At 58.4% G+C, this 22,322-nt stretch carries 21 protein-coding genes; 4 read left to right on the top strand and 17 right to left on the bottom strand.

Features of this window, described 5'->3' with window-relative positions:
* Positions 1–34: 34 nt before the first annotated feature.
* The 13 genes from ACODSM_RS15875 to ACODSM_RS15935 all read right to left on the bottom strand — a co-directional run bounded on the left by ACODSM_RS15875 (position 35) and on the right by ACODSM_RS15935 (position 13,625).
* Positions 35–364: a hypothetical protein gene (locus tag ACODSM_RS15875; RefSeq protein WP_488805984.1), complete on the bottom strand. Its 330-nt coding sequence runs from the start codon at positions 362–364 to the stop codon at positions 35–37.
* Positions 365–710: 346 nt separating this feature from the next.
* Positions 711–1,061: a hypothetical protein gene (locus tag ACODSM_RS15880; protein WP_488805986.1), complete on the bottom strand. Its 351-nt coding sequence runs from the start codon at positions 1,059–1,061 to the stop codon at positions 711–713.
* A 385-nt stretch (positions 1,062–1,446) separates the two neighbouring features.
* Entirely contained in the window at positions 1,447–2,127 is a 681-nt protein-coding gene (locus ACODSM_RS15885; RefSeq protein ID WP_066788831.1) for a TetR/AcrR family transcriptional regulator, read from the bottom strand.
* Positions 2,128–2,223: 96 nt separating this feature from the next.
* Complete coding sequence (locus ACODSM_RS15890) at positions 2,224–3,375, bottom strand: acyl-CoA dehydrogenase family protein (protein ID WP_066788828.1); 1,152 nt, start codon at positions 3,373–3,375, stop codon at positions 2,224–2,226.
* Between the two features lie 43 nt (positions 3,376–3,418).
* Entirely contained in the window at positions 3,419–4,207 is a 789-nt protein-coding gene (locus ACODSM_RS15895) for an ABC transporter ATP-binding protein (protein ID WP_409886579.1), read from the bottom strand.
* A 60-nt stretch (positions 4,208–4,267) separates the two neighbouring features.
* Positions 4,268–5,518, bottom strand: coding sequence for an ABC transporter substrate-binding protein (locus tag ACODSM_RS15900; RefSeq protein ID WP_082759273.1), 1,251 nt, complete (start codon positions 5,516–5,518; stop codon positions 4,268–4,270).
* A gap of 84 nt (positions 5,519–5,602) precedes the next feature.
* The gene (locus ACODSM_RS15905; protein ID WP_066788820.1) at positions 5,603–6,655 is read right to left on the bottom strand and encodes a branched-chain amino acid ABC transporter permease; all 1,053 of its coding nucleotides are present in this window, start codon (positions 6,653–6,655) and stop codon (positions 5,603–5,605) included.
* A 2-nt stretch (positions 6,656–6,657) separates the two neighbouring features.
* The gene (locus tag ACODSM_RS15910; RefSeq protein WP_056743883.1) at positions 6,658–7,542 is read right to left on the bottom strand and encodes a branched-chain amino acid ABC transporter permease; all 885 of its coding nucleotides are present in this window, start codon (positions 7,540–7,542) and stop codon (positions 6,658–6,660) included.
* Complete coding sequence (locus ACODSM_RS15915) at positions 7,539–9,506, bottom strand: AMP-dependent synthetase/ligase (RefSeq protein WP_066788817.1); 1,968 nt, start codon at positions 9,504–9,506, stop codon at positions 7,539–7,541. The genes ACODSM_RS15910 and ACODSM_RS15915 overlap by 4 nt, the downstream gene beginning before the upstream one ends.
* Entirely contained in the window at positions 9,503–10,300 is a 798-nt protein-coding gene (locus ACODSM_RS15920; protein ID WP_066788815.1) for an ABC transporter ATP-binding protein, read from the bottom strand. Before ACODSM_RS15920 ends, ACODSM_RS15915 begins: the two co-directional genes overlap by 4 nt.
* A 112-nt stretch (positions 10,301–10,412) precedes the next feature.
* On the bottom strand, positions 10,413–11,174 hold the full coding sequence (locus ACODSM_RS15925; RefSeq protein WP_056642823.1) for an SDR family NAD(P)-dependent oxidoreductase: 762 nt from the start codon (positions 11,172–11,174) through the stop codon (positions 10,413–10,415).
* 33 nt (positions 11,175–11,207) lie between these two features.
* Positions 11,208–12,446, bottom strand: coding sequence for a thiolase family protein (locus ACODSM_RS15930; RefSeq protein ID WP_066788812.1), 1,239 nt, complete (start codon positions 12,444–12,446; stop codon positions 11,208–11,210).
* Positions 12,447–12,575: 129 nt separating this feature from the next.
* A complete protein-coding gene (locus tag ACODSM_RS15935; protein ID WP_421563350.1) occupies positions 12,576–13,625 on the bottom strand; it encodes a CaiB/BaiF CoA transferase family protein in 1,050 nt (349 codons plus the stop codon).
* A 137-nt stretch (positions 13,626–13,762) separates the two neighbouring features.
* On the opposite strand from ACODSM_RS15935, the gene ACODSM_RS15940 reads away from it, so the two are divergent.
* The 3 genes from ACODSM_RS15940 (at position 13,763) to ACODSM_RS15950 (ending at position 16,951) form a co-directional block, all read left to right on the top strand.
* On the top strand, positions 13,763–14,545 hold the full coding sequence (locus ACODSM_RS15940; RefSeq protein ID WP_067511708.1) for an enoyl-CoA hydratase/isomerase family protein: 783 nt from the start codon (positions 13,763–13,765) through the stop codon (positions 14,543–14,545).
* Between the two features lie 12 nt (positions 14,546–14,557).
* Positions 14,558–15,781, top strand: a complete 1,224-nt coding sequence (locus ACODSM_RS15945) for a phenylacetate--CoA ligase family protein (RefSeq protein ID WP_066788308.1) — start codon at positions 14,558–14,560, stop codon at positions 15,779–15,781.
* A gap of 69 nt (positions 15,782–15,850) precedes the next feature.
* Positions 15,851–16,951 (top strand): MBL fold metallo-hydrolase, encoded by a 1,101-nt coding sequence (locus tag ACODSM_RS15950; protein WP_066788307.1) that lies wholly within the window; start codon positions 15,851–15,853, stop codon positions 16,949–16,951.
* A gap of 312 nt (positions 16,952–17,263) precedes the next feature.
* On the opposite strand, the gene ACODSM_RS15955 is transcribed toward ACODSM_RS15950, so the two are convergent.
* The gene (locus ACODSM_RS15955) at positions 17,264–18,562 is read right to left on the bottom strand and encodes a Y-family DNA polymerase (RefSeq protein ID WP_488805993.1); all 1,299 of its coding nucleotides are present in this window, start codon (positions 18,560–18,562) and stop codon (positions 17,264–17,266) included.
* A 20-nt stretch (positions 18,563–18,582) separates the two neighbouring features.
* Positions 18,583–19,029, bottom strand: a complete 447-nt coding sequence (locus tag ACODSM_RS15960) for a LexA family protein (protein ID WP_488805995.1) — start codon at positions 19,027–19,029, stop codon at positions 18,583–18,585.
* Positions 19,030–19,065: 36 nt separating this feature from the next.
* Here ACODSM_RS15960 and ACODSM_RS15965 point away from each other — a divergent pair, with 36 nt between their 5' ends.
* Complete coding sequence (locus ACODSM_RS15965; protein ID WP_488805997.1) at positions 19,066–19,764, top strand: SOS response-associated peptidase; 699 nt, start codon at positions 19,066–19,068, stop codon at positions 19,762–19,764.
* A 982-nt stretch (positions 19,765–20,746) separates the two neighbouring features.
* Here the strand turns inward: ACODSM_RS15965 and ACODSM_RS15970 are convergent.
* Both ACODSM_RS15970 and ACODSM_RS15975 read right to left on the bottom strand, forming a co-directional pair.
* Positions 20,747–20,929 (bottom strand): hypothetical protein, encoded by a 183-nt coding sequence (locus ACODSM_RS15970; protein WP_488805999.1) that lies wholly within the window; start codon positions 20,927–20,929, stop codon positions 20,747–20,749.
* 34 nt (positions 20,930–20,963) lie between these two features.
* Positions 20,964–22,223, bottom strand: a complete 1,260-nt coding sequence (locus ACODSM_RS15975) for a tyrosine-type recombinase/integrase (RefSeq protein ID WP_488806001.1) — start codon at positions 22,221–22,223, stop codon at positions 20,964–20,966.
* Between the last annotated feature and the right edge of the window lie 99 nt (positions 22,224–22,322).

Consider the following 22,322-nt stretch of genomic DNA (forward strand, 5'->3'; position numbering starts at 1 on the left):
GAGAAGGCGCCAGGACGCATACCGCCCCTGCACCTCAGTCGCGCGAAGCGCCAAAGGTGTGGCCGCACTCCAGGCAGCGGTAGTTGTCCAGGCAGTTCTGATCGACGGCTTCACCGATCTTGCTGCCGACTTCGCAGCCGATGGCGCCGCCGACCAGGCCACCGAGGGCGGCACCGGCGAGACCGCCCAGGACGGATCCTGCGGGGCCTGCAAAGGCGCCGAGCGTGACGCCCAGTCGGGCACCGCGCAGCGCACTGGCTGCACCGCTGGCAGCGCCTGCGAGGGCGCCGACAGCGCCACCGGTGTTGCGACCGAGATTGCGGGATTCCAATCGTGGGGATTGGCATTGGGGACAGGTGAGCATGGAAATCTCCTTGAAAGAACATGCGGGTGAAAGAACCAGAGAACCGAGACAGAAAGACCCACCGGCCGCCCCAAAAGCAAAAGCCCCGGGTGCATGAACACACGGGGCCGAAGAGGGGGCAGATGGCTGAGCCGAGAAGCAGAAAGACAGAAAACCCTGACCAAGACGGCATAAAGCCCGGCAGCTCGAGATGAGCGTGCCGGGCTTTATGGGCGTTGGACGGCTGCCAAGGGGCAGACGATGGTCAGGTCACTGGGGTGATATGTGACTGAAGAAATTTAGGATCGAGGAAAAAGACACCCCCAGTGAGATGCAAAGAGCTCTTGAAGCGAATTGCCAAGGGATTTCAAGCCACGGTGGGCTGCGGTTGGACGCTCGATGAAGGCCCTTCCATGCTGAGAATGCACTGCCGCACAGAACGCATGATGGACATGGTCTGCATTGGCCGATCCTTCTCGTGGATGGCAAAGCAGTGGCGGCCGTACTTGCCTTGGATTACACGAATCTGTGTGTCGGATGCTGGAACCTCAGGGGTTCGCTGTGCGCTGTGGATCAGGCGCTTGATCTCGTGTTGATCGAGGTCTGAGACCGATTGACCTGGCTGATGGCGGTGCAGGATCTTTCGGTAAAAGAGACTGGCTTTGTTGATGCTGGGAAAGTCTTGGCCGTCGATGTGGACGGGGATTCTGGATGGCATGGGAACTCCACGGGTCGCGGGGACCGTTGTTGTTGAACAGGTGGAGTGGCCCGGGCTACTGTGAACCACTCACAGTATTGGGGGGCTACTGTTAAGCGGAGTGATTCGCTTTCGAGGGCTGCTTCAGGCTGGGTGCTGCCGTTCGTACTTGACGGCTGAACGACAGCAAAAGGCTGCGTGCGGTCGTCCAAGTTTTCTTGGTCAATGTCGACTTCCGCCGCAACCTGACCTTTATCGCAATCATCAGGGATCAACCGCTGAGACCCCAGCTAGCGCTGGGCAGCAAGATGCCTATGCCGACAATAAAAGAGTGGCTCGGGGGTCTTATACGCACCTGGTCCAGACGCGACCATATAGTCGCCCGGAATGCGACAAGTAAGCAGATTCACCCTTGATTGGGACGAATACCATGCGCAAGAAAACCGATAAAAATATCGGCCACTTCGTCGCTTCCAAGGCTGCCATCGATATGCATCCATTGGGTAATCGAGCTAACAGCGCCCATGAACCAGAACACCGCCAATTTCACGTTGCACGGGGCAATGGAACCATCCTGAACACCCCCCTCGAGCACTTTGCGCAGCTCTTGATCAAACTTTCGCCGACGCAAAGTGATTTTTTTCTGATCCGCCACAGTCATACCGGAGAAATCCTGGAGGATCGCCGGTGCGCCCATTTCATCCGTTAGCAACGAGATGTAGTTCTTAATGAAGACCGAGATCCGACCGAAACCAGTATTTTCCGAAGCGATCGCGTCTTGCAAGACGCGATCTCCCAAATGCATGGCAAGCTCGTGGCATTCGTAGACAAGTTCCTGCTTGTTCTTGAAGTAGTAGTAAAGGGCAGGCTTGGTGACGTTGAGCGTTTTTGCAATCTCGTCCAAGGAGACATTCTTGTACCCATGGCGGCCAAATGCGCGCGAAGCTTCCGCAATGACAGCTTGCTTTTTGAGCTGGTACTGCTCATCCGCGCCGCTGACCGCATTGTTCCATTTCGCGCCCTTGCCCGATCTCTTTGCAGGATCGCGTGGGCGTGACTTGGGTTTTGCCTCAATTTGCGTACTCATTGATGTTGTATTCCTTGCGGGCATTCGTATCGCTAACTGAGGCAAATGGTTTCGAACTGCTTTCGCCGGTAGGGCTGCGGAGAAAGGCCGTGCTCATCAGCCAGCCAGGATGCTGCGCGCAATGATCAACTTTTGAATGTGACTAGTGCCTTCGTAGATCTTTGTAACGCGCACATCGCGATAATAGCGCTCGACCGGGAAGTCGTTGACATACCCGTAGCCACCATGCACTTGCAGCGCCGCAGAGCAAACCTTTTCAGCCATTTCACTGGCATAGAGTTTAGCAACGGAGGCCTCCTTACTGGTTGGCAGGCCCGCATCCGTAAGACGAGCTGCATACAGCATGTACTGATGCGCCACCTCAACCTGCATGGCCATTTCCGCCAAATCAAAGCTAATGGCCTGCAGTTCGGTGAGTGGCTTGCCATAGGCCTCGCGCTCTTTGGCGTAGCGGATGGCCGCCTCCAACGCTGCACGGGCAATGCCGATGGCCAGGGCGGCGATTGCGATGCGCCCATCGGACAACAGCGATAGTGCTTTGCCATACCCGCGCCCTTCCTCGCCGATCATGTTCTGAACTGGAACACGCATGTTGTCCAGCTGAATCTGAGCCGTGTGGGCCGTGTGCTGGCCCAGCTTCCTTTCGATACGCAAGCATTGGTAGCCTGGATCTTCAGGGTCCGCGATGAACAGGCTGAAGCGGTGACGGGCACCTGGTTCCGCAGTTGCTGCCACGACGAGCGCAAAGCCCGCTTCACTGCCGTTGGAAATCCATTGTTTGCTGCCATTGATCACATAAACGTCGCCGTCCCGCTTAGCCGTGGTCCGGATGGCTGCGGTATCCGAGCCTGCATGGGGCTCTGACAATAAAAAGGCACCAATGCGCTTGCCACTGGCCAGATCCGGCAGATGGCGGGCCATCTGTTGTTCGGTTCCAAAACTACGTAACACGTGCGCAGCTGAGTTGTGGACGTGCATCATGGTGGCGAAGCCACCATCGGCCGCTGCGAATTCTTCAATAGCCAGGCAATACTCCACAAATGAAAGCCCGGAACCGCCGTGTGCTGGCGGGGCGAGCATGCCCATGAAGCCTACGTCGGCAACTGCCTTGATTTCGTCGTGTGGCCAAGCCCCCGTGCGATCACGTTCGGCGGCCGTGCTACCCACCACTTCAGTCGCGACACGCCGGGCAGACTCCCGAATAATGACTTCTTGTTCGCTCAGCAATGCATTGGAAACGATGCTCATAAACCCATCCTTGAAAACTTGGAAAACGGCTGACCCAATGCGGTCAACCCAGCCAGCGCTTGCGGCGGCGGTAATGTTTCATGTCGCGGAAACTCTTGCGCTCCCCATCGACCGTCAGGCCGAGGTAAAACTCCCGTACGTCCTCGTTGGTCTTTAGGCTGCTGGATGGTCCTTCCAGAACGATCCGCCCACTCTCCATCACATAGCCATAGTCGGCCAAGTCGAGGGCAACGCGCGTGTTTTGCTCAACGATTAGCAGCGTCAGGCCGCTCGTTTTGAGGTCATTTAACAAACCATAGACCTCATCGACCATCAACGGGGCCAGGCCGAGTGAGGGCTCGTCAATCATTACCAGTTTGGGCCTGGCCATCAGGGCTCGGCCAATCACTAGCAATTGCTGCTCCCCGCCGGACAAATAACCCGCCGTGCGACTGCGCAAGGCTGCCAGGCGCTTGATGCGGTCGTACACCTCGTCCAGCATTTCCTTGGCCTCGCTGGCGCTGCCCATGTGGCCGCCCACTACCAGGTTCTGCTCCACCGTCATGTGACGCAAAACCTTGCGCCCTTCCATGACGTGCACCAACCCTTTGCGAACGACATCGACTGGGTTCGCACCTGTGATGTCCGCATCATCAAATTTGATACTCCCCGCCGTCACACGACCATCCTCTGTCCTAACCAGGTTGGAGATGGCCTTGAGCGTGGTGCTCTTGCCAGCGCCATTGGCGCCCAGCAAGGTCACGCACTGTCCAGCGGGGACTTTGGCGGTAATGCCTTTGACAGCAAGAATGACGTCGCTGTAGAGGACTTCAACGTTGTTCAGTTCAAGCACGGGTAGCTCCAGATGATGTGGCCTGGGTCTCGGTGGCCCGAGACCCAGGCCGATTTGCAATTACCACTTGTTCAACACAGGAACCGGAACGTTCTGCTCGAGAAGTTTGTACTTTCCCTTTTCGACGGTGCCGATGTTGACGGCTGTGCCCGAGGTCGGGAACGGCGCATCATTGTTGAACTTGATATTGGGCAACAAGCCAAAGCTGCGCTCGGTAGGCATGGGGGTGGACAGCAGTGCAGCGCGAACCTCTTCGCCCGTCACACCGCCAGCACCTTTGACCTTGACAACATTTTCAACGGCACGAACCGTCAACATCGCTTGGCTCATGCCCATAATGCAGGCGGAGTTGTAGGCGGCTTGCAACTTGTATTGGCTGCGCAGTTTCTCGAAGAAGTCCCGTGCCGGTGTTGCGCCTTCGGCGGCCATGGCCATGCCATAGACCTCAAAGTTTCCATCCATTTGGCTCAGGTCACCCAGCGCTTTCCCCGACGAAAGCAACCCGTTATGAGCGCTAACCACTATCGGAATATTGGTTTTTCCAAGGCTTTGCAGGGCGCGCCGTGTCGCCACTACCGATGCTGTATTGTTGAACACCTGCAGTACCGTGGCCCCCTTGCGGACCAGGCGGCTGACCTGCTGGGTAAGGTCGGTCGGCTGTGCTTCGGTATAAATCGTTTCAACGACTTCAATGATCTTCGGATTGTCCTTAGCGAACTTCTCGACACCTTTGTGGATGTCCACGTAGGCCGGCGATACTTCCGATGAAATCACCCCCACCTTGAGAGGAACAGGCGAACCCGACTTCTTCTGCATCCACACATAAAACGCAGCCGCTTCGTGCGGGTAAGTGGCACGGGCATTGAACACCCAGTTATCACCCTTCCAAGCGAATCCATATCCTGCTGTCGACTGGACAAGAGGCACCTTGTCACTAGGCAAGCGCTGCTGCAGTGCATTGGTATCTGCACCGCCCACACCCAGAACAGCCACCGGGTTGAGCTCGGACTTGATGCCTGGCCAGAGGCTGGCCACTTGGGCGACGTCATAGCGGGTGTCGAAATCCTTGATTCGCAATGCCACGCCCTGCGCCTTACCGACCTCTTCGCTCCACCAGTCGAGTACCGCACGGCGGCATCCCGTCATATCTTTCATGATGTCTGCGAAAGGTCCGGTGAAGTCAGCCAGGCCAGCCACGTTGTAAGTAGTCTGAGCTTGTGCCATGCCGCCAAGGCACAAGGTTGACGCCAGCAAAGCGCCGCGTTGCCCCAGCTTGACCATTGCCGACAACTTTGCTCGATTCGTTTTCATAAAAATGTCTCCTTTTGTAGTAGCGCTTTGCATTGGATCAGCCCTTCCCAGCGCCTAAGGTGGCTGCAGAAAACAGGATTGCGGTCAATATGGGTAGGGCCACATGCGATAAGACCGCTTGACGATGTTCCACCGGTGCATCAGACCGCGTGGCTCAAAGATCAGAAAGGCCGCGATGACTCCACCCAGGAAAATATTCATCACTGCGAAAACAACGTCTCCGCTCAGGAAGGAAAAGTTCTCGACCAGTGAAGGGCCCACGATGGTGATCGTCTCCTGGGCAGTACGGATAACAAAAACGCCGATCAGCGCGCCCGTCACCGACCCCATGCCACCCACAATGATCATCGCGATGAACCATATCGAGTGGATCAGGGTGAACTGGTCAATCGCCACGAACCTGACGTAGTAAGCCCAGAGCCCTCCACCGATGCCCGCGTAAAACGCACCCAGCAAGAAGGCAAGTACCTTGGTGCGCACGACATTGATGCCCATCATTCCTGAGGCCACGTCGTCATCACGCACTGCCGCAAAAATTCGACCATGGCGGCTGCGTGCGACGCCGTAGGCGCCCGCAATCATGATGAAGGCCACTACCAGACACAGGTAGTAAATGCGGGTATCGGTGTTGAAAACGAACCCAAGGAACTGTGCTGGTTCCAGAGTGATGCCGTTAGATCCCCCCAGCCATTTGGCAGGCAGGTTGAGCACAAAAAAGTGGAACAAGATCTGCGCAGCAATCGTGGTCAAGGCAAGGTAAAAACCCTTTATGCGCATTGCGGTTAATCCAAACACCAGCCCAAAAAGCGCCGCGCACAGCCCGCCGATGGGCAAAGCCAGCCAGAAAGGCAGGTGGCCTTTCGTCGCTAGGAGCGCTGTTGCATACGCACCAACCCCCATGAACGCAGCTTGGCCCAAATTGATCTGACCCGCTAGACCAGTATTGATCTGCAGCCCCATGACCACCACTGCAGTAATCAGCATAGAGGTCATGATCGCCACCCAGCGGACCTCGCTGATCAGGGGCAGCGCAAACAGCGCGATAACAAACAGGCCCAATGCCACCGCCTGGCTGCGCGTGCGAATTAGTGCTTGGTCTTTGGCGAAAGAAGTCGCGAATACACCTGCGGGATCCATGCTCATACCCTCTCAATGGTTTTCCACCCGAACATGCCGGTGGGACGAATTAACAACACCACCAGCATGATGATGAAAGGAAAGACGGAGCCCAGCGCTCCCCCCACCAGGGGATCGAGATAGGCCGAAGCCAAACCCTGAATCACACCCACCAAAACACCGGCGATCAGCAACCCTGCGAGGGACTCCAACCCAGCCAGCAAGGCCACCGGCAAAGCAGCCAGGCCGATGTCGGAGCTCATCATGTTGATGGAGCGGCCACTCAAATGCACTATCGCCCCCAGTGTGGAAAGCACGGATCCCAGCACCCACGCAAAGGCAATGGAACGCTGCACCGAGATGCCCATGGACATGGCCACCTGGTGGTCTTCCGCCACGGCCGTCATGGTCAAACCAGCCCTTGTCCGGTTGAAAAACCAGGAGAGACCAACGCCGATGAAGATGGTCATAATTCCACCGTAGAGCATCGAACGGGAGACGATGAGATCGCCAACGATGATCGGATCCAGAGGAAAGATGATCGGAAAAGCACGCACCTGTGGGCCAAAAAGCACCAACACAACGCCTCGGATCAGAATCAAGAGACCGATCGTCACCATGACCATCGAGAAGACAGACTCTCCAACCAGACGGGCAAAAAATATCCGCTCAATCATGAAACCAAAAATTGCAGCACTAACGAATGCCACGGGCAATCCGACCCACAGCGGTAGACCCATCTGAATAATCGTCCACCACACCATGTAGCCGCCAAAGACCACCAACTCACCTTGTGCAAAGTTGAACACCTTTGACGCGCGATAGATCACGACGAACCCCATGGCGATCAACGCATACAGAAGCCCTGACAGCGCACCGTTTATCAGGTAATTAATAAAATCGATCATTTCCGTCCTCTGCTTCGGGCTGCGCCCAGGTGGTCTGACCCTGCGGCGTCCGTGTCATGGATGGACACCAGAGCCTCGAAATTGCCGCGCCGACCGTCCTGGTAGGTCACAGGAATATCGATACGCACGGCGTGCGAGCCGTCATATAAACCGTTGATCAGCGTGGCGTATCGCACCTCCAGGAATTCGCGCCGCAGCTTTCTCGAACGTGTTAGCTCGCCCTCGTCCGGATCAAGCTCTTTCGGAAAATTGGCGAATCGCTTGACTCGCGCATGCGCCGGCAAAAACTGGTTCACGCGGGCAATTTCCTGGCCGATCAACTCGGCGATCTCTGGCCGCTGTGACAGATCGGTGAAGGTTGAGAATCCGATCCGCTTGTCTTCTGCCCACCGCGACAGAACAGACATGTCGATATTGATGAGAGCGGCCACGAAGTCCCTTGTCTCGTCTCCCACCGTCATGATGTCCTTGATGAAGGGACTGAACCGAAGGCGTGTCTCGACGAACTGCGGCGGGAAGGTTTCGCCGCTGCGCAAGCGCTTCAAGTCCGACAACCGCTCCAGGAACACGAGCTCGCCTAGCTCCGTTTTCGTTACGGCATCGCCCGTGTAGAACCAGCCATCTTTCACCTTAGACTCTACGGAGCTCTCTCTGCGGTAGTAGCCCAGAAACGGGCTTCCGCCACGGATCTGCAGTTCGCCGTCCGCACTCAAGCGCCATTCCAATGGTGGGCCCGCCTCTGGATGCGCCTTCATCCAGTGTCCTACGGTCTCCAGATCAAATCGGTCACCCTGGTGGCATGTCAGCAACCCGGTTTCGGTGGAGCCATAGATGTTGCGCAGCGGTATACCCATGGCATGGAACATGCGAAACACATCTGGTGCCATGGTGGCACCACCGCAGCTGGCACAGCGCAGCCGGGTCAGGCCGAGCAGATCTCGCAACGGGCGCAGAACCAGTGCATTGGCGATAGGAAACAGCAACCGGTCCAGCAGGCCAACGGGTTTTCCATCCAAGCGCCCCACATTGACGGTGTGACCGATCTTCATGCCCCACTCGTAGACACCTCGTCGAATGGGTCCTGCGTCGAGCATGTGCGCCTGCACAGAGGACGCCATGCTTTCCCACTGGCGCGGAGCAAATGTCATACCTTCCACTGCCAATTCCCGAATGTTGGACAACACCTGCTCCGGGCCCTCAGGGAAGTTCACTACCATGGGCAATCCCAATCCCATGGTGATGCCATATATTTGTTCAGTGGCCCAGGATGGCGCGATGTAACTCAGGTATTCCATACCCGGCCTCACATCCATGGAATCGATCAAGCGCTGCGCGTTGTCGATTAAGAAGCGATGCGTGAGGATGACGCCCTTAGGCTGCCCCGTCGTGCCGGAAGTGTAAGAAAGAACCGCTATGTCATCGGGGGCTCCCGCATCCACTAGCGCGTCGTACATCTTTCCGTTACGTTGATGGATTTCACGCCCTTGCCGCTGCATGCCATCGAAGGTATGCAGGATGGGGTCGTTATACGACCACATCCCCGTTTCGTCCCAATACACAATGTGGCGCATCTTCAAAGTCTTGTTCCGGACATCCAGGCCCTTGTCAACCTGTTCTTGGTCCTGCGCGAACAAGATGACTGCTTCGCTGTCGTCCAGAAGATAAGCCACCTCCTCCGAAGTGAGGTCCGGGTACATGGATACAACTTTGCATCCCAGTGCATGCGCGGCATACTCGGCCCAGTAATGCTGTGGCTCATTCTCACCAATGATGGCAATGGTCTCGCCCGCTTTGACGCCCGCTTGGTGCATGCCCAGCGCAATCTCTCGAACGTTGCGCTGCACATCCGCAAAGCTGTACTCCCGCCAAATTCCGCGCTGCTTATGGCGCTGGGAAAGACGGCTGGGATTGGCATGCGCATGCTTGCGCAGCAACTGGGGAAGAGTCGCGATTTCGAGTTTCATTGGACGCCCTCTCCAAGGTAGGCTTTAAGCACAGCGGGATTAGCCTGGATTTCCTTGGGCGTTCCATCGGCGATCTTGCGTCCAAAGTCCAGCACAGCGATGCGGTCAGCTAGGTCCATCACCACACCCATGTCGTGCTCCACCAAAACAATAGGAATGCGCTTTGCCTCGCGCACATCCAGAATGAAACGTGCCAGGTCTTCCTTCTCTTCCGTATTCATACCGGCCATAGGCTCATCCATCAGCAGAATCTTCGGGTCTTGGGCCAGTGCGCGCCCCAAGTCCACGCGCTTGCGAAGCCCATAACCGAGGCTGCCCACCGGCACATGCCGGATGGATTCAATTTCAAGAAACTCAATGATTTCTTCCACTACCTCCCGATGCAAAACTTCTTCGCGCTTTGCCGGGCCGAAATGGAAAAACGACTGCACGAGATTGGCCCGCATGTGCATGTGGCGCCCCACCATCAGGTTCTCGATAACGGTCATGCCCGAAAAAATGTGCGTACCTTGAAAAGTGCGCGCCAGGCCCTGTGCCGCCACGTCGTGAACCGCCATGTCGCGCACGTTGCGCCCGGCCAGGGATATCTCGCCTTTCTTGGGGCGGTAGAACCCGCTCAGGCAGTTCATCAGAGAAGACTTTCCCGCTCCGTTCGGCCCGATGATTGCCAGCAGCTCGTCCTTGCGCACATCAATCGAAACATCATTCAGCGCCACAACTCCACCGAACTGCAGCAGCAGATTCTGGGCTGTCAGCACCACGCCTTCCCGCTGGCTTTGAATGGCTGCATTCATTGGCACCTCCACTCTGAATTCTTGGCTTTGTCCATCGAATTTCCTTCATAAGACCTTTGCAGGGTCTACGCATCCATTTGCGGGAATGCTCGCAGCGATCAATGGACCACGACTAACAACGGACACCCGCATCCAGGCTGATCGTGGTGGCATTCAAATAGGCGTTTTCCACAACGTGCCGAACCAGTCCACCGAACTCTTGTGCCTGCCCCATGCGATGAGGAAAGAGGATGACGTTGTCAATAATGTTTTGCGACACCTTCGTTGGCATGCCTGCAGACATGGCGGTCTCAAACAGACCAGGCGCCACGGCCACCACTCGGATTCCGTGTTGCGCAAGATCCCGCGCCACCGGAAGCGTCATTCCAATGACCGCCGCTTTGCTGGCGCTATATGCGGCCTGGCCCACTTGACCCTGCCACGCAGCACCAGATGACGTGTTCACGATGACCCCCCGTTCACCGTCGACATTGGGCTCGTTCTGCGACATGGCCAACGACGCATAGCGCACCACGTTGAAGGTCCCGGTCAGGTTGATGGCGATCACCCGGTTCCAAAGATCCATCGGGAATAACTCGCCCTTTGAAAGCGTCTTGCAGGGACCCAGAATTCCCGCGCAATTTACCGCCACATGCAGCGCACCAAATTCCGCCACTGCCGCGTCTACGCCAGCCTTCACACTGGCCTCGTCCGAAACATCAACCTTCTGGATTCGCACGCGCTCGCCCATCGGCAGCACCTCGCTCGCAAGGCGCTCTTCGTCCAGATCAACCGCCATGACGCTCGCTCCGGCCGCAAGCAATGCCTTGCAAGTGGCGAGCCCCAGGCCTGAAGCAGCTCCTGTGACGAAGGCAATGGTATTTTTGACATCCATACTATTTCTCTTGTCTCTTATTGAGTGCAGCGCTCAGCGCGCCAAGATGGTGATACAGGCAACAGCTTCTTCAATGCCCTCAAGACCGCCACCGTTTTCTGCCAGCGCAATCCTTGCGTCAGTCACCTGCCGCAGTCCGGCTTCCCCGCGAAGCTGAGTTACCAACTCATGGACTTGGGCAATACCGGTGGCCCCAACAGGGTGCCCCTTAGACTCCAGGCCGCCGGACGGATTAACGGGAATGCGGCCACCAATCCGGGTATCACCCCGCTCGGCAATCACACCGCCCATGCCGAACTCACAGAAACCGAGGTTTTCTGTCTGAATGATTTCACCCATGGCCGTGGCATCGTGCACCTCGGCCACCGAGATATCTGCTGGGCCAACACCCGCCAGCTCATACGCCTTGCGCGAAGCCAAAGCCGTGCAGTGGTTGGTGTAGTCGTCCTCGCTCCGGTCAGAACCGCTTTGCACCACGGCCGCCAACACCTTGATGGCACGTTTTTCATCGATGTTGAGGCGTTTGAGCGCCGAGCGTGTGCACAGGACGGCCGCTGCTGCGCCGTCAGACACAGGAGAGCACATGGGCAGGGTCAAGGGATAGGTGATCGGCGGCGCAGCAAGCACTTCCTCGATGCTGTAGGCCATCTGGTACTGCGACAGCGGGTTGTGCATGGAATGCGCATGGTTCTTGGACGACACGGCAGCCAACTGGCGCTGCGTCGTCCCGAAGGTGCGCATGTGCGATCGTGCAAACGCGGCATACACGTCCATGAAAACGCTGTACGGCCTGGGTGAGGTACTCCCCTCAGGCACAGCCACGTCGCGTCCCATCTTCATCAGCTCCGCACGGATCTCTTCTGCACGCGAGAGATCCCAGGCACTGTCAAACACCGAGAACATCTTGAGCTTGTCGGTTGAGAACATCTTCTCTGCACCAACGGCCAAAGCGACATCGCCAGCACCCGACTTGAGGTGATTGCAGGCTAGAACGAACGCCGACGAGCCGCTTGCACAAGCGTTTTCGACGTTCACCACCGGAATGCGCCCGATGCCCATTGCCCGTAGCGCAATTTGCCCACGAATCATGTGCTGGCCATCCATATGCCCTTGGGAAGTGTTGCCAAAAAAGGCGGCTTCCAGGTCTTCCTCTTGCAAACCCGCATCCGCCAAAGCAGCTGCAGTGGCCTCACGCGTGAGCGCCTTAATGTCCTTGTCCAGATGCCGACCAAAGGGCGTCATACCGACACCGACCACATAGATATCTTCCATCTTTCTTCTCCTTGGCAGGTTTCATGCAATCCATGCAACCAAAAAATTACTCTATATAAAGTTGTTTTACTTTAAAGTAAAATTAAAAAAAATTTGCTAGGGAAATCCCTTGGCAATCACATTCGCTGCTCAGCGCAGCGGCAGGAATCGCATGCCCCGCATGGTCTCAATATCGCCCTGCGCAGTCACGCCGTACAGGCCACGGGCCACGTTGTGGGGATGAGAGGCGGCTTCGGCCATGTTGAGCACCGGCGCGAAGCAACTGTCAGTGCCCTCCATCAGTGCATTCCAGTGCACACTGGGTTGCGAAGCAAAGCGCTGCGCGATCCGCGCCTTGAGAGACGGCCACGAAGACTTGTCCATCTGCTGCGCGGGATCCACATCCGTCAGCTCCAACTGCTTCAACAGCAAGGCATAGAACGGGGGCTCGATCGCACCGACCGTGATGTATCGGCCGTCGCTGCACAAGTAACGGTCGTAGAAGGGCGAGTCATGGAAGACACTGGGTTCACTGCCGTCCACGCCACCGCCTTGGCGAATCAGCTGCACAAGCGGCGACAGCATGGCCAACACATCCACGATGGCGCCGTCGACTACGCAACCCTGCCCAGTATTCCGGGCGCCAAGCAACGCCGACACCATTCCAAACCCGAGCCCAAGCGCACCGGCAGCATCCCCGACCACCGTAGGCGGAAGCATGGGGGGGTGTCCCGGCTGCTCGGTGAGCGACATCAGCCCCGTAAGAGCGACATAGTTCATGTCGTGCCCGGCTGCCTGGGCCAGCGGCCCATCCTGCCCCCAGCCTGTCATGCGTCCATACACAAGCCGCGGGTTGCGTTCACCGCATACATCGGGGCCCAGACCCAAGCGCTCCATCACACCCGGGCGGTTGCCTTCAATCACTCCGTCGCTTTGCGCGACCAACTCCAGCGCCTGCGCCTTGTCCTCCGCCCGCTTGAGATTTAACGTGACGCGCCGTTTACCACGAGACAAGAGCGCCCCGTCTTTCGGCGTTAGCTCGTCAGGCAGTGAGCCCGCACCGGGCCGCCCAACCACGGTCACGTCCGCACCCATTTGCATCAGCATGAACCCCGCCAAGGGCCCTGGGCCAATTCCCTCGAACTCAACGATCTTGATTCCAAGAAGCGGAGGCATTGGCGATCGCGTCTGAGTTTTCATCAAAAAATTCCACAAATTTAATTTTTTACTCTAAATTAAAATAATTGACTTGATAGTAATGGAAAACCCCATACCCACGAAAACCGAGGCAAAAGCAGAATCGACCCATGAACACACAAGTCACCAATGAAAGACAGATGTCGACGCCGGTTGTTATTTCAGAGGTCCGAAAAGGCAGCATGTGGATCCGCCTGAACCGGCCTGAGGCAATGAACTCACTGACCCCAGAGGTACTTCGAGGGATAGACCAGGCACTCAACGAAGCACAGAACCGGGCGGACGTGAGGTCCGTCGTCTTGACGGGCACTGGCCGGGCCTTCTGCGCAGGCGCCGACCTAAAGTACGTCAAGACACAAACGGGCGAAACTGGCACCATCGGCTTTCTGGACAGCGTTCTGGTCACCATGAACCGCATCGATCGCTTTCCAAAACCCGTGATCGCAGCCCTGAACGGCATCACCCTGGCGGGCGGACTAGAACTGGTGCTCTGCTGTGACCTCGTGCTGGCGGCACGCAGTGCCAAGATTGGCGACGCGCACGCCAACTACGGTCTACTCCCAGGCGGTGGAGGCTCGGTGCGCCTGCCACGAGTTATTGGCCCCACGCGCGCCAAGTACCTTCTATTCACGGGTGACTTCGTGGACGCAGCAGAACTGGTGGAGGCGGGCCTCGTCAACCAGGTGGTGGACGACGACCAACTCGAAAGCGCGACGCAGGCTGTGGCTGACAAGATCGCCAGCAAGAGCCCTCTGGGCCTGCGCCGCATGAAAGCGCTGATCGACGATGGCTTGCAACAGCCCCTGGACACTGCCTTACGGCTGGAGTTGCTGGCATCCGAAGTGCATGCACATAGCGCCGATCTCCACGAAGGCCTGGCCGCCTTCAACGAGAAGCGCGCCCCGCGCTTCACGGGCCACTGAGCCGGCAACGCCATGCGTACGTCCCCGACCACCAACCGATTCGAAGCGCTGCGCGCTTCGCAGCAATTCGCCTACGACCGCGCCCCCTCCATCCGCGCGGTCTATGAGCTTGCGACAATGACACCGCAAGATCTCCAAGGCCCGGCCGACCTCGCGCGACTCGCCGTCACAAGCAAGGATGCACTGCTTGAGAAGCAGCGCCAGTCACCGCCATTCGGTGGGTTTCTGGCGGCCGACGACGCATCCATCCGTCGGGTCTTTGTCTCACCGGGCCCCGTCTACGAACCCCAGTTGTTCGACGACGACACTGGCCACGGTTTTTCGCATGCATTCCGTCAGGCAGGCATCGGCCCGGGTGACCGCGTTCTCAACACATGGTCCTACCATCTTGTGCCAGCCGGCCTTTTGCTGGATGCGGGCATTGCCGCTACCGGAGCAACGCTCATCCCCTGCGGACCCGGCGGCGCCGAACAACAGGCGCAGCTCATCATGGAACTGGGCATCACCTGCATTTGCGCCTCCACATCCTTCTTCGTGACCTTGGTCGAAACGCTTGAGCGCATGGGCTACGACCTGCCTTCTCAATGGAAGGTCCGCTCCGCAATGCTGGGGGGCGAACTGGGTGACTGGATGGGCAAGCGCCGCAGGCTGGAGGAGAAGTACGCCATCCGCACGTTCTCAGCCTACGCCACCGGCGACTTCGGGCTGATTGCCTACGAGGAACCAGGACAAGTGGGCTACACGGTTCAGCCTGACCGGCTTGTCCAGATCTGCGACCCCCGCACCGGCGCTCCCCTTCCCCTGGGCGAACCAGGTCAAATAGTGGTCACCACGCTGGACAGCGGCTGGCCCCTGGTCCGCTTTGGCACAGGCGATGTGGCGCAAGCGCTGACCCATTCACCGGATGGTCTCGTCGAACGCATCAGCATGTTGCAAGGCCGAGTGGGCCAAGGTGTCAAAGTGCGCGAAATTTTCATCTATCCACGCAACGTGGAAGAACTGCTCATCCGGCTCCCTGCTATCGAACGTGCCCAGGTCATCGTTGGAAAACAACAGCATCGGGAAACCGCGACCTTGCGCGCAGTACTGACGCCAGGGGCCTCTCAGGACGCCACACAAAGTGACTTGATGGAAGTATTCAGGCAACTGACCCGCCTGAAGCTCGACTCAGTCGAGTGGCTAGTCCAGGAAGATATGCCCACTGACGCCCCCTTGTTGGTTGACAACAAGCATTGAAATCCTAAAAAGCGTTTGGTCTGATGCACCAGGTGGCTACACCGTCGCTCACCCCATGAAACGATAGTAATGATTGATCCCGCAGCCAATGCACTGACCTACCCATTCGAGCCACCAACACCACGCCACTGGGTCGAGGTCGCCCCTGGTGTGCGCTGGATCCGGCTGTCCATGCCATTCCGGCTCGACCACATCAATGTATGGGCCATAGACACCCATGATGGCTGGGTACTGGTAGATACCGGCCTGAACACCCCCGACACCGTTGCCGACTGGCTGGCCCTCATGGCGCAGGGGCCGCTGGCACGGCCGCTCCAAGGCGTGTACGCCACACACATGCACCCCGACCACATCGGCCTAGCTGGTTGGTTCACGCGTCGCGTTGGTGTGCCGCTGCACATGAGCCGCCTGGAATACCTGACCTGCCGCGTGATGCATGCCGACACTAACCGCGAGGCCCCGCCCGACGGCGTGCTCTTCAATAGGCGCGCCGGCTGGTCGGAGGCAGCCATTGAAAGCTACCGCAGCCGATTCGGCAGCTTTGGCAAACATATCCACGCTCTGCCCGAGAGCTACCGACGCTTGCAGGACGGCGATCACGTCCAGTTGGGTAAGCATGACTGGCGGATCATCACCACCGGCGGCCACTCACCAGAACATGCTTCTCTGTACTGCCCCGATTTGAAGCTACTGATCGCCGGCGATCAGGTACTGCCGAAGATTTCGTCGAATGTGTCGGTGTTCGCCAGCGAGCCACAGGCCAATCCGCTGAAGGAGTGGTATGGGGCGCTCGACAAGCTGATGAGGGATGTTCCCAACGATGTGTTGGTCCTCCCCTCTCACAACGAGCCCTTTTATGGACTGCATGAACGCCTTGAATCGCTCAGGTTGGGTCAAAATAGTGCTCTGGAGCGGCTGCGTCAGTCACTGTCTACCGGACCTCAACGGATCGTCGATGCGTTCGCTGCCCTCTTTAAGCGCGCCATCGGAGAGCAGGATCCGCAGCAACTGAGCCTGGCAACAGGTGAGGCCGTTGCTTGCATGAACTTTCTCATTGCACAGGGCACCGTAGAGTTCATGATGGACGAAAACGGGGTCGCGTGGCACTCAAAAAAGCTTGAAGGCGCTGTCGCCGAGGTCAAACGTTCTCCACGTGCCAACTTTGACTGACCCCGTCTCGATGGGGCGATAGCTATGGCGTCTGCTCTGAAGTCACCCTGCAATCCGCATGAATGCTGAGGCTTCTTGTGTATGCTCATCTCACGCTCACTGGGCGTACATCATGCTTAGCATGCATCGGCGTTCATCGCAGTCGCCAGGAGGCTGCTCGTAAACGGCCGCTATGAACCGCCCCGGGATTTAGGAACTCGTTTGGAGTCCGTTCAATGACTGCTTCGTGGCGAGTAGCGTGAGTCCGGCCACCGGTTGCCACCGTCCGCAACCGCTGCAGAGCCGACTTCGAGCGCGGGAGCGCCCCCACTCTCAGGCCCTCGCCACCGGCACATCCTCCCACCGCGTCGTGTACTGCGGTGTGCGCCTCTCCTGCTTCATCCCCCAGTCCTTGCCCTTGTTCGTGCCCCCCGTGGCACCGGACTGCACAGTGCCTTTGCCATACCGCTGGTTGAGCGCATCCAGCGCCACCATCAGTTGGGTGCGGTCCCGGTGGTCTTCATCCTCCAGATCCAGCTCGCCCTGCAGCACATTGCCCGGCACCAGGTCCAGCAGCATCACCCCGGCCTTGGCCATCTTGTACCCAGGCTCGTACATGCGGCGCATGCCCGCTGTGGCCGCCCACACCAGCTTGCCGGTGTCGGCCGTAGGCCGGCGCAGGGGCACCACGACTGACTTGTTGAAGCGCGGGCCGGGGCGGAACGGCGAGGTGTGGCAGAACACCAGCAGTTGGCTGGCCAGGCTGCCTTGCTTGCGCAGCTTCTCGGCCGCGCGGCTGGCGAACTCGCTCACAGCCTCCACCAGCGGCGGCAGGTCGGTGACCGCCTGGCCGAATGACCGGGTGCAGGCAATCTCTCTCTTGGGCTCGGGCGCGTCATCCAGCTCAATGCACTGCATACCCTGCACCTCGCGTACCGTGCGCTCCAGCACCACGCTCCAGCGCCTGCGCACCATGGCTGGGTCCAGCCGGGCCAGGTCCAGGACCGTATGCACCCCACACTGATGCAGCTGCGCGCCGATCTTGCGGCCCACGCCCCAGACTTCTTCCACCAGCGTGCCGGCCAACACGTCGTCCAGGTCCTGGGCAGGCAGGGCGGTCAGGTTACACACCTGGGCCAGCTCGGCGGGGTAGCTCCCCGGTTTGCGCTCGGCCGTCTTGGCGATGTGGTTGGCCAGCTTCGCCAGTGTCTTGGTCTGGCCAATCCCAATGCCGCAGGGGATGCCCACCCACTGGTGGATGCGCGCACGGATGGCGTGGCTGCGTTTGGTCAGGTCGCCCCGCATGCCCTGCAGGCCGATGAATGACTCGTCAATGCTGTAGATCTCCTGCGAGGGGCCTAGGCCCGCCGCCAAGCTCATCATCCTGTTGCTCATGTCGCCGTACAGGGTGAAGTTGGCACTCAAGGCCACCAGGCCGTGGGTCTCTTCCATGTGCCGTATCTGGAACCACGGCGCCCCCATCTTGATGCCCAGGGCCTTGGCCTCATTGCTGCGGGCAATCGCGCAGCCATCGTTGTTGCTCAACACCACCACCGGGCGGCCGTTGAGGCTGGGGCGGAACACCCGCTCACAGCTCACGTAAAAATTGTTGCCATCCACCAGCGCGTACATGCTGGCCTCCGTCCATCAGATCAGGTGAGAAACAGCTTCACGCACCCACTCACCACGCCCCACACCTCAATGGTCTGGCTGTCGCGGGGGATGATGTCGGGATATGTGGGGTTGGCCGCGCGCAGCTTGATGCGGCCGGCGCGCTGGTGCAGATACTTCACGGTGCATTCGCCGTCCACAATGGCCACGACGATGCTGTTGTGCTTGGGCTTGATCGCCCGGTCCACCGCGATGATGCAGCCGTCCTCAATGCCCGCGTCCCGCATCGAGTCGCCCCGTACGCGCCAGAAGTAGGTGGCCTGGGGGTGCTTTACCAGCAGCTGCATGATGTCCAGCCGCTCCACCACAAAATCGTCAGCAGGCGATGGAAACCCCGCGCGCACGCTCACCCCGCACAGGGGCAAGGCCAGCGACTGCGCCGCCGTGTCGTACGGCACGGGTAGCGGGGAGTTCCAAAGACTGTACATATTTACAGTGTAGCTCCCTGCTGCCAGAATGTTGCCATGTGTACCTACTACGAGGTCCCGGGCCGCGAGCAGCTGGTGCTGCACTTCGGTGACGTGCCCGAGGAAGAGTGGCGCGACAAGATGAGCCCGCTCTACCGAGGGCCGTTCCTGCGGGCCAAGGGCGGGGCAGGGCGGGAGCTGGTGGTAGGGCAGTGGGGCATGATCCCGCCGCACTCCAAAACACACATCCCCACCGGCAAGGACGGCAAGCGCCTGAGCACCGTCAACGCACGCCGTGAAGGCATGGCCAAGTCATGGACCTACGGTGGCCCCTGGCGCAAGGGGCAGCGCTGCATCATCCCGGCGCAGTTGTACGTCGAACCCTACTGGGGAACCGGCAAACACATCCCCTGGCAGTTCGAGCGCGCCGACGGCGAGCCCTGGGGCCTGGCGGGCCTGTGGAGCGAATGGACCGACCCGGCCACGGGTGAGGTAGTGCTCAGCTACACCATGATCACGCAGAACTGCGACGACGTGCCGGTTCTCAACCTGATGCACAGGCCGGACCCCAAGCGCGCGCCTGACATGCAGGATAAGCGCACGGTGGTTCCGTTGGAAAAGGGCGACTGGGATGCCTGGCTGCATGGCACCGTCGAACAGGCAGAGGCGCTGATCAAAGTGCCGCCACTGGAGCTGTTTGTGCACCGGGCGAAGGACCCGGCACAGCAGGTAGAGTTACCTGTCCAGTCAGAGTGACGCATGCGTGCAATAGCCGTTACCCGCGCCGACTTGAAGCGGCGACATAGATTTACGTTCGTCCGGACCAACGCGAATCAGGCCGCGTTGGATTATCTGGTGCATAGCCGAGTGGTGCAAAAGTCGGCGACTCTCTCATCTTGACGGAGAGTCTCTCGATACGGTGGTGGTAAAGGGCCCTCACCAACTCACTACTGGCGCCTGCGAAGCAGTAGATCAAATAGTCAAAGCTTTTAAGATGCTCATCCGAGTGGTTTCCACAGCGGCGGGTCGGGCTCTGGTAAAGGCAGCGTTTCTTGTTGAGGTCTTTGCAGAGCTTCCCACTGACGCATTCGTTTCAATTGCCGGGGCTTAAGAAGTACGGCACCAGAGCGATGGGTCTTCGACATGCAGGACTCCTCAAGGGTTGAATTGCGCGCGCAAGGACGGTTGCGTGCCATCCTGTTTGTCTTTAGTTCTCGCGCGTCTTTCACGGCCTGCGAGTGCCTTGTCATGGTGCGGGTCGTGAAACTCTGTAATCGCAATAAATTGCCCGTATGTAAGAGCGAGAACCTGCACATGGCGGTCGCAGGTACAAGTAGTTGGTGCACGCTGCTTTATCATTGGATTGACTTCCGATCAACGAAGGACGTCAGATAAATTTAGGCGTGTGGTGATTCCAATGCCGCCGGAATAGTGCCGCCGTGCGTGTAGGCATTTTCCGATGGCAAGCACGGTAAATAGGTTCACGTCTGAGCCACAGATTCCACTTCACCTCGACTTGGAAGCGGGCCTTCGTCGTCAGGCAAGCAAAGCTGGCGTTTAGGGCCCCAAGGGTTCGCATGCCAAGGTGCTCATTCCGTTCCATGCGCAGCCAGAGGCACGCAATCAGATGTGGGTAGAACTGCAGGGTTTGGAGAAGACCTTCGGGATTCGATCCGTACTGAACTGGACGGTTACTACCGCGCGGCGTGAAAGACTCTGGGCAGAGCCAGTACCTCCCTCAGGGTTCGTCGCGGTATGGTTCGATGATGTCGCCACGGCTCATGAAGCTTTCGAGCCCGAATCCCGGCTCCGACCTATCCTTGAGAAGTACACCACCCATTGGGTAGCCTATCTGGTTGATCGGCTTTGCATTAGGTAGTTGCAGCGCGTGGGCGCTTCCAGAAGCACCTTGCGTGGACATGTTGATGAGGGAACCACGTCTCTGGGCAAATACTCTAGCTCTTGGATATGTGCAGCATCGTAGATCGGGTATCGCTGAAAGCTGATGCCAGCAAACGCCTTGTGTCGCCAGCGCAAAACTCTGCCCAGTCTTGCATCATCTTGCGCCGTTTGTCCAATGCATCGCCGCGGCGGTATGCAGCTTCTACCTTGTTGTCCAGAACGTGAGCCAATGCTTGCTCAGCGATATCCCGAGGGTGATTGGTGAGTTCACCTGCCCAATCGCGGAACGTAGAGCGGAATCCGTGGGGCACTGCATCCACCTCCATGCGACGCAGCACAGAAGTCAATGCCATATCCGAGAGAGCTTTCCCGCTTTCGGTTGAAAAGACAAGATCAACATCTGTCTTCCTGGGTAGCTTTTTCAGAATTGCCAGTGCGAAGCTGGACAGGGGCACGCGATGCTCTTTGCCCGCCTTCATACGTTCAGCGGGAATGGTCCAGACGGAGGCCTCAAGGTCAAACTCATCCCAGCGAGCACCTCTCACCTCACCACTGCGTGATGCGCAAAGAATCGCAAACTCCAGCGCACGCGCAGCCAGACCTTCTCGGCTACTAAGAGCTTTCATGAACTCAACCATCTTGGCGACTGGAAGTGCGCGATGGTGTTCAACCTTCTGAATCTTTCCTGGGGCGGGCAGCAACTTGTCGAGATGGCCCTTCCAGCGTGCTGGGTTGTCGCCAGTCCGATATTTGCGAACGGTGGCCCAGTCGAGCACGCTCTCGATACGTCCACGCAGACGCGTGGCGGTCTCGGTCTTTGTTTTCCAGATGGGCTCCAGAACCTTCAATACGTGGTCTTGTCCAACATCCTGGACAAGAAGATCTCCGAGGTGTGGGTATGCATAGGTTTCCAGAGTTGCACTCCACTGTGCTCGGTGCTTGGGATTCTTCCAACCCTCGCCGTGGGCCTCGATATAGGCAAGAGCTGCCTGTTTGAATGTCTTCTGCGTTGCCTGCTGCGCCTTGAGGCTGCTAGCGATTGCCAGACGCTGCACGATGGGATCGATACCTTGGTCAATCTGCTCTTTGGCTGCGCGGGCCTTTTCCTTGGCTTTGGCCAAGGTCACTTCCGGAAAACCGCCAAGACCCATGTGCCTGCGTTTGTTCCCCACCATGGTCCGTAGGACCCAGGACCTTGCGCCCGACTCCACTACATACAGGTACAGGCCCGCCACGCCGCCCACGGCATGGTGTCCCACCTTCGTCAGGCGCCCAACCTCCAGCGCCGACAGTTCTTTCGCTTTACGTGCCATCTTTCGAATCCCAAAGTCACATCCTTGATGTCAGCGAGCTCGGCGAAGAGCTCTCTGACGTCAAATTGTGCCGTGTTTTTATCCGCCATGGTATCTACC

This window comes from Acidovorax sp. FG42 (assembly GCF_057809195.1).

What these genes read in the sequence shown, in the direction of transcription:
- ACODSM_RS15910 (WP_056743883.1), bottom strand. Translation starts at nt 7,542, where the DNA reads ATGATCGATTTTATTAATTACCTGATAAACGGTGCGCTGTCAGGGCTT.
- ACODSM_RS15935 (WP_421563350.1), bottom strand. Translation starts at nt 13,625, where the DNA reads ATGAAAACTCAGACGCGATCGCCAATGCCTCCGCTTCTTGGAATCAAG.
- ACODSM_RS15945 (WP_066788308.1), top strand. Translation starts at nt 14,558, where the DNA reads ATGCGTACGTCCCCGACCACCAACCGATTCGAAGCGCTGCGCGCTTCG.
- ACODSM_RS15905 (WP_066788820.1), bottom strand. Translation starts at nt 6,655, where the DNA reads ATGGATCCCGCAGGTGTATTCGCGACTTCTTTCGCCAAAGACCAAGCA.
- ACODSM_RS15900 (WP_082759273.1), bottom strand. Translation starts at nt 5,518, where the DNA reads ATGAAAACGAATCGAGCAAAGTTGTCGGCAATGGTCAAGCTGGGGCAA.
- ACODSM_RS15885 (WP_066788831.1), bottom strand. Translation starts at nt 2,127, where the DNA reads ATGAGTACGCAAATTGAGGCAAAACCCAAGTCACGCCCACGCGATCCT.
- ACODSM_RS15940 (WP_067511708.1), top strand. Translation starts at nt 13,763, where the DNA reads ATGTCGACGCCGGTTGTTATTTCAGAGGTCCGAAAAGGCAGCATGTGG.
- ACODSM_RS15915 (WP_066788817.1), bottom strand. Translation starts at nt 9,506, where the DNA reads ATGAAACTCGAAATCGCGACTCTTCCCCAGTTGCTGCGCAAGCATGCG.
- ACODSM_RS15880 (WP_488805986.1), bottom strand. Translation starts at nt 1,061, where the DNA reads ATGCCATCCAGAATCCCCGTCCACATCGACGGCCAAGACTTTCCCAGC.
- ACODSM_RS15960 (WP_488805995.1), bottom strand. Translation starts at nt 19,029, where the DNA reads ATGTACAGTCTTTGGAACTCCCCGCTACCCGTGCCGTACGACACGGCG.
- ACODSM_RS15955 (WP_488805993.1), bottom strand. Translation starts at nt 18,562, where the DNA reads ATGTACGCGCTGGTGGATGGCAACAATTTTTACGTGAGCTGTGAGCGG.
- ACODSM_RS15875 (WP_488805984.1), bottom strand. Translation starts at nt 364, where the DNA reads ATGCTCACCTGTCCCCAATGCCAATCCCCACGATTGGAATCCCGCAAT.
- ACODSM_RS15965 (WP_488805997.1), top strand. Translation starts at nt 19,066, where the DNA reads ATGTGTACCTACTACGAGGTCCCGGGCCGCGAGCAGCTGGTGCTGCAC.
- ACODSM_RS15930 (WP_066788812.1), bottom strand. Translation starts at nt 12,446, where the DNA reads ATGGAAGATATCTATGTGGTCGGTGTCGGTATGACGCCCTTTGGTCGG.
- ACODSM_RS15920 (WP_066788815.1), bottom strand. Translation starts at nt 10,300, where the DNA reads ATGAATGCAGCCATTCAAAGCCAGCGGGAAGGCGTGGTGCTGACAGCC.
- ACODSM_RS15925 (WP_056642823.1), bottom strand. Translation starts at nt 11,174, where the DNA reads ATGGATGTCAAAAATACCATTGCCTTCGTCACAGGAGCTGCTTCAGGC.
- ACODSM_RS15950 (WP_066788307.1), top strand. Translation starts at nt 15,851, where the DNA reads ATGATTGATCCCGCAGCCAATGCACTGACCTACCCATTCGAGCCACCA.
- ACODSM_RS15975 (WP_488806001.1), bottom strand. Translation starts at nt 22,223, where the DNA reads ATGGCACGTAAAGCGAAAGAACTGTCGGCGCTGGAGGTTGGGCGCCTG.
- ACODSM_RS15970 (WP_488805999.1), bottom strand. Translation starts at nt 20,929, where the DNA reads ATGTCCACGCAAGGTGCTTCTGGAAGCGCCCACGCGCTGCAACTACCT.
- ACODSM_RS15890 (WP_066788828.1), bottom strand. Translation starts at nt 3,375, where the DNA reads ATGAGCATCGTTTCCAATGCATTGCTGAGCGAACAAGAAGTCATTATT.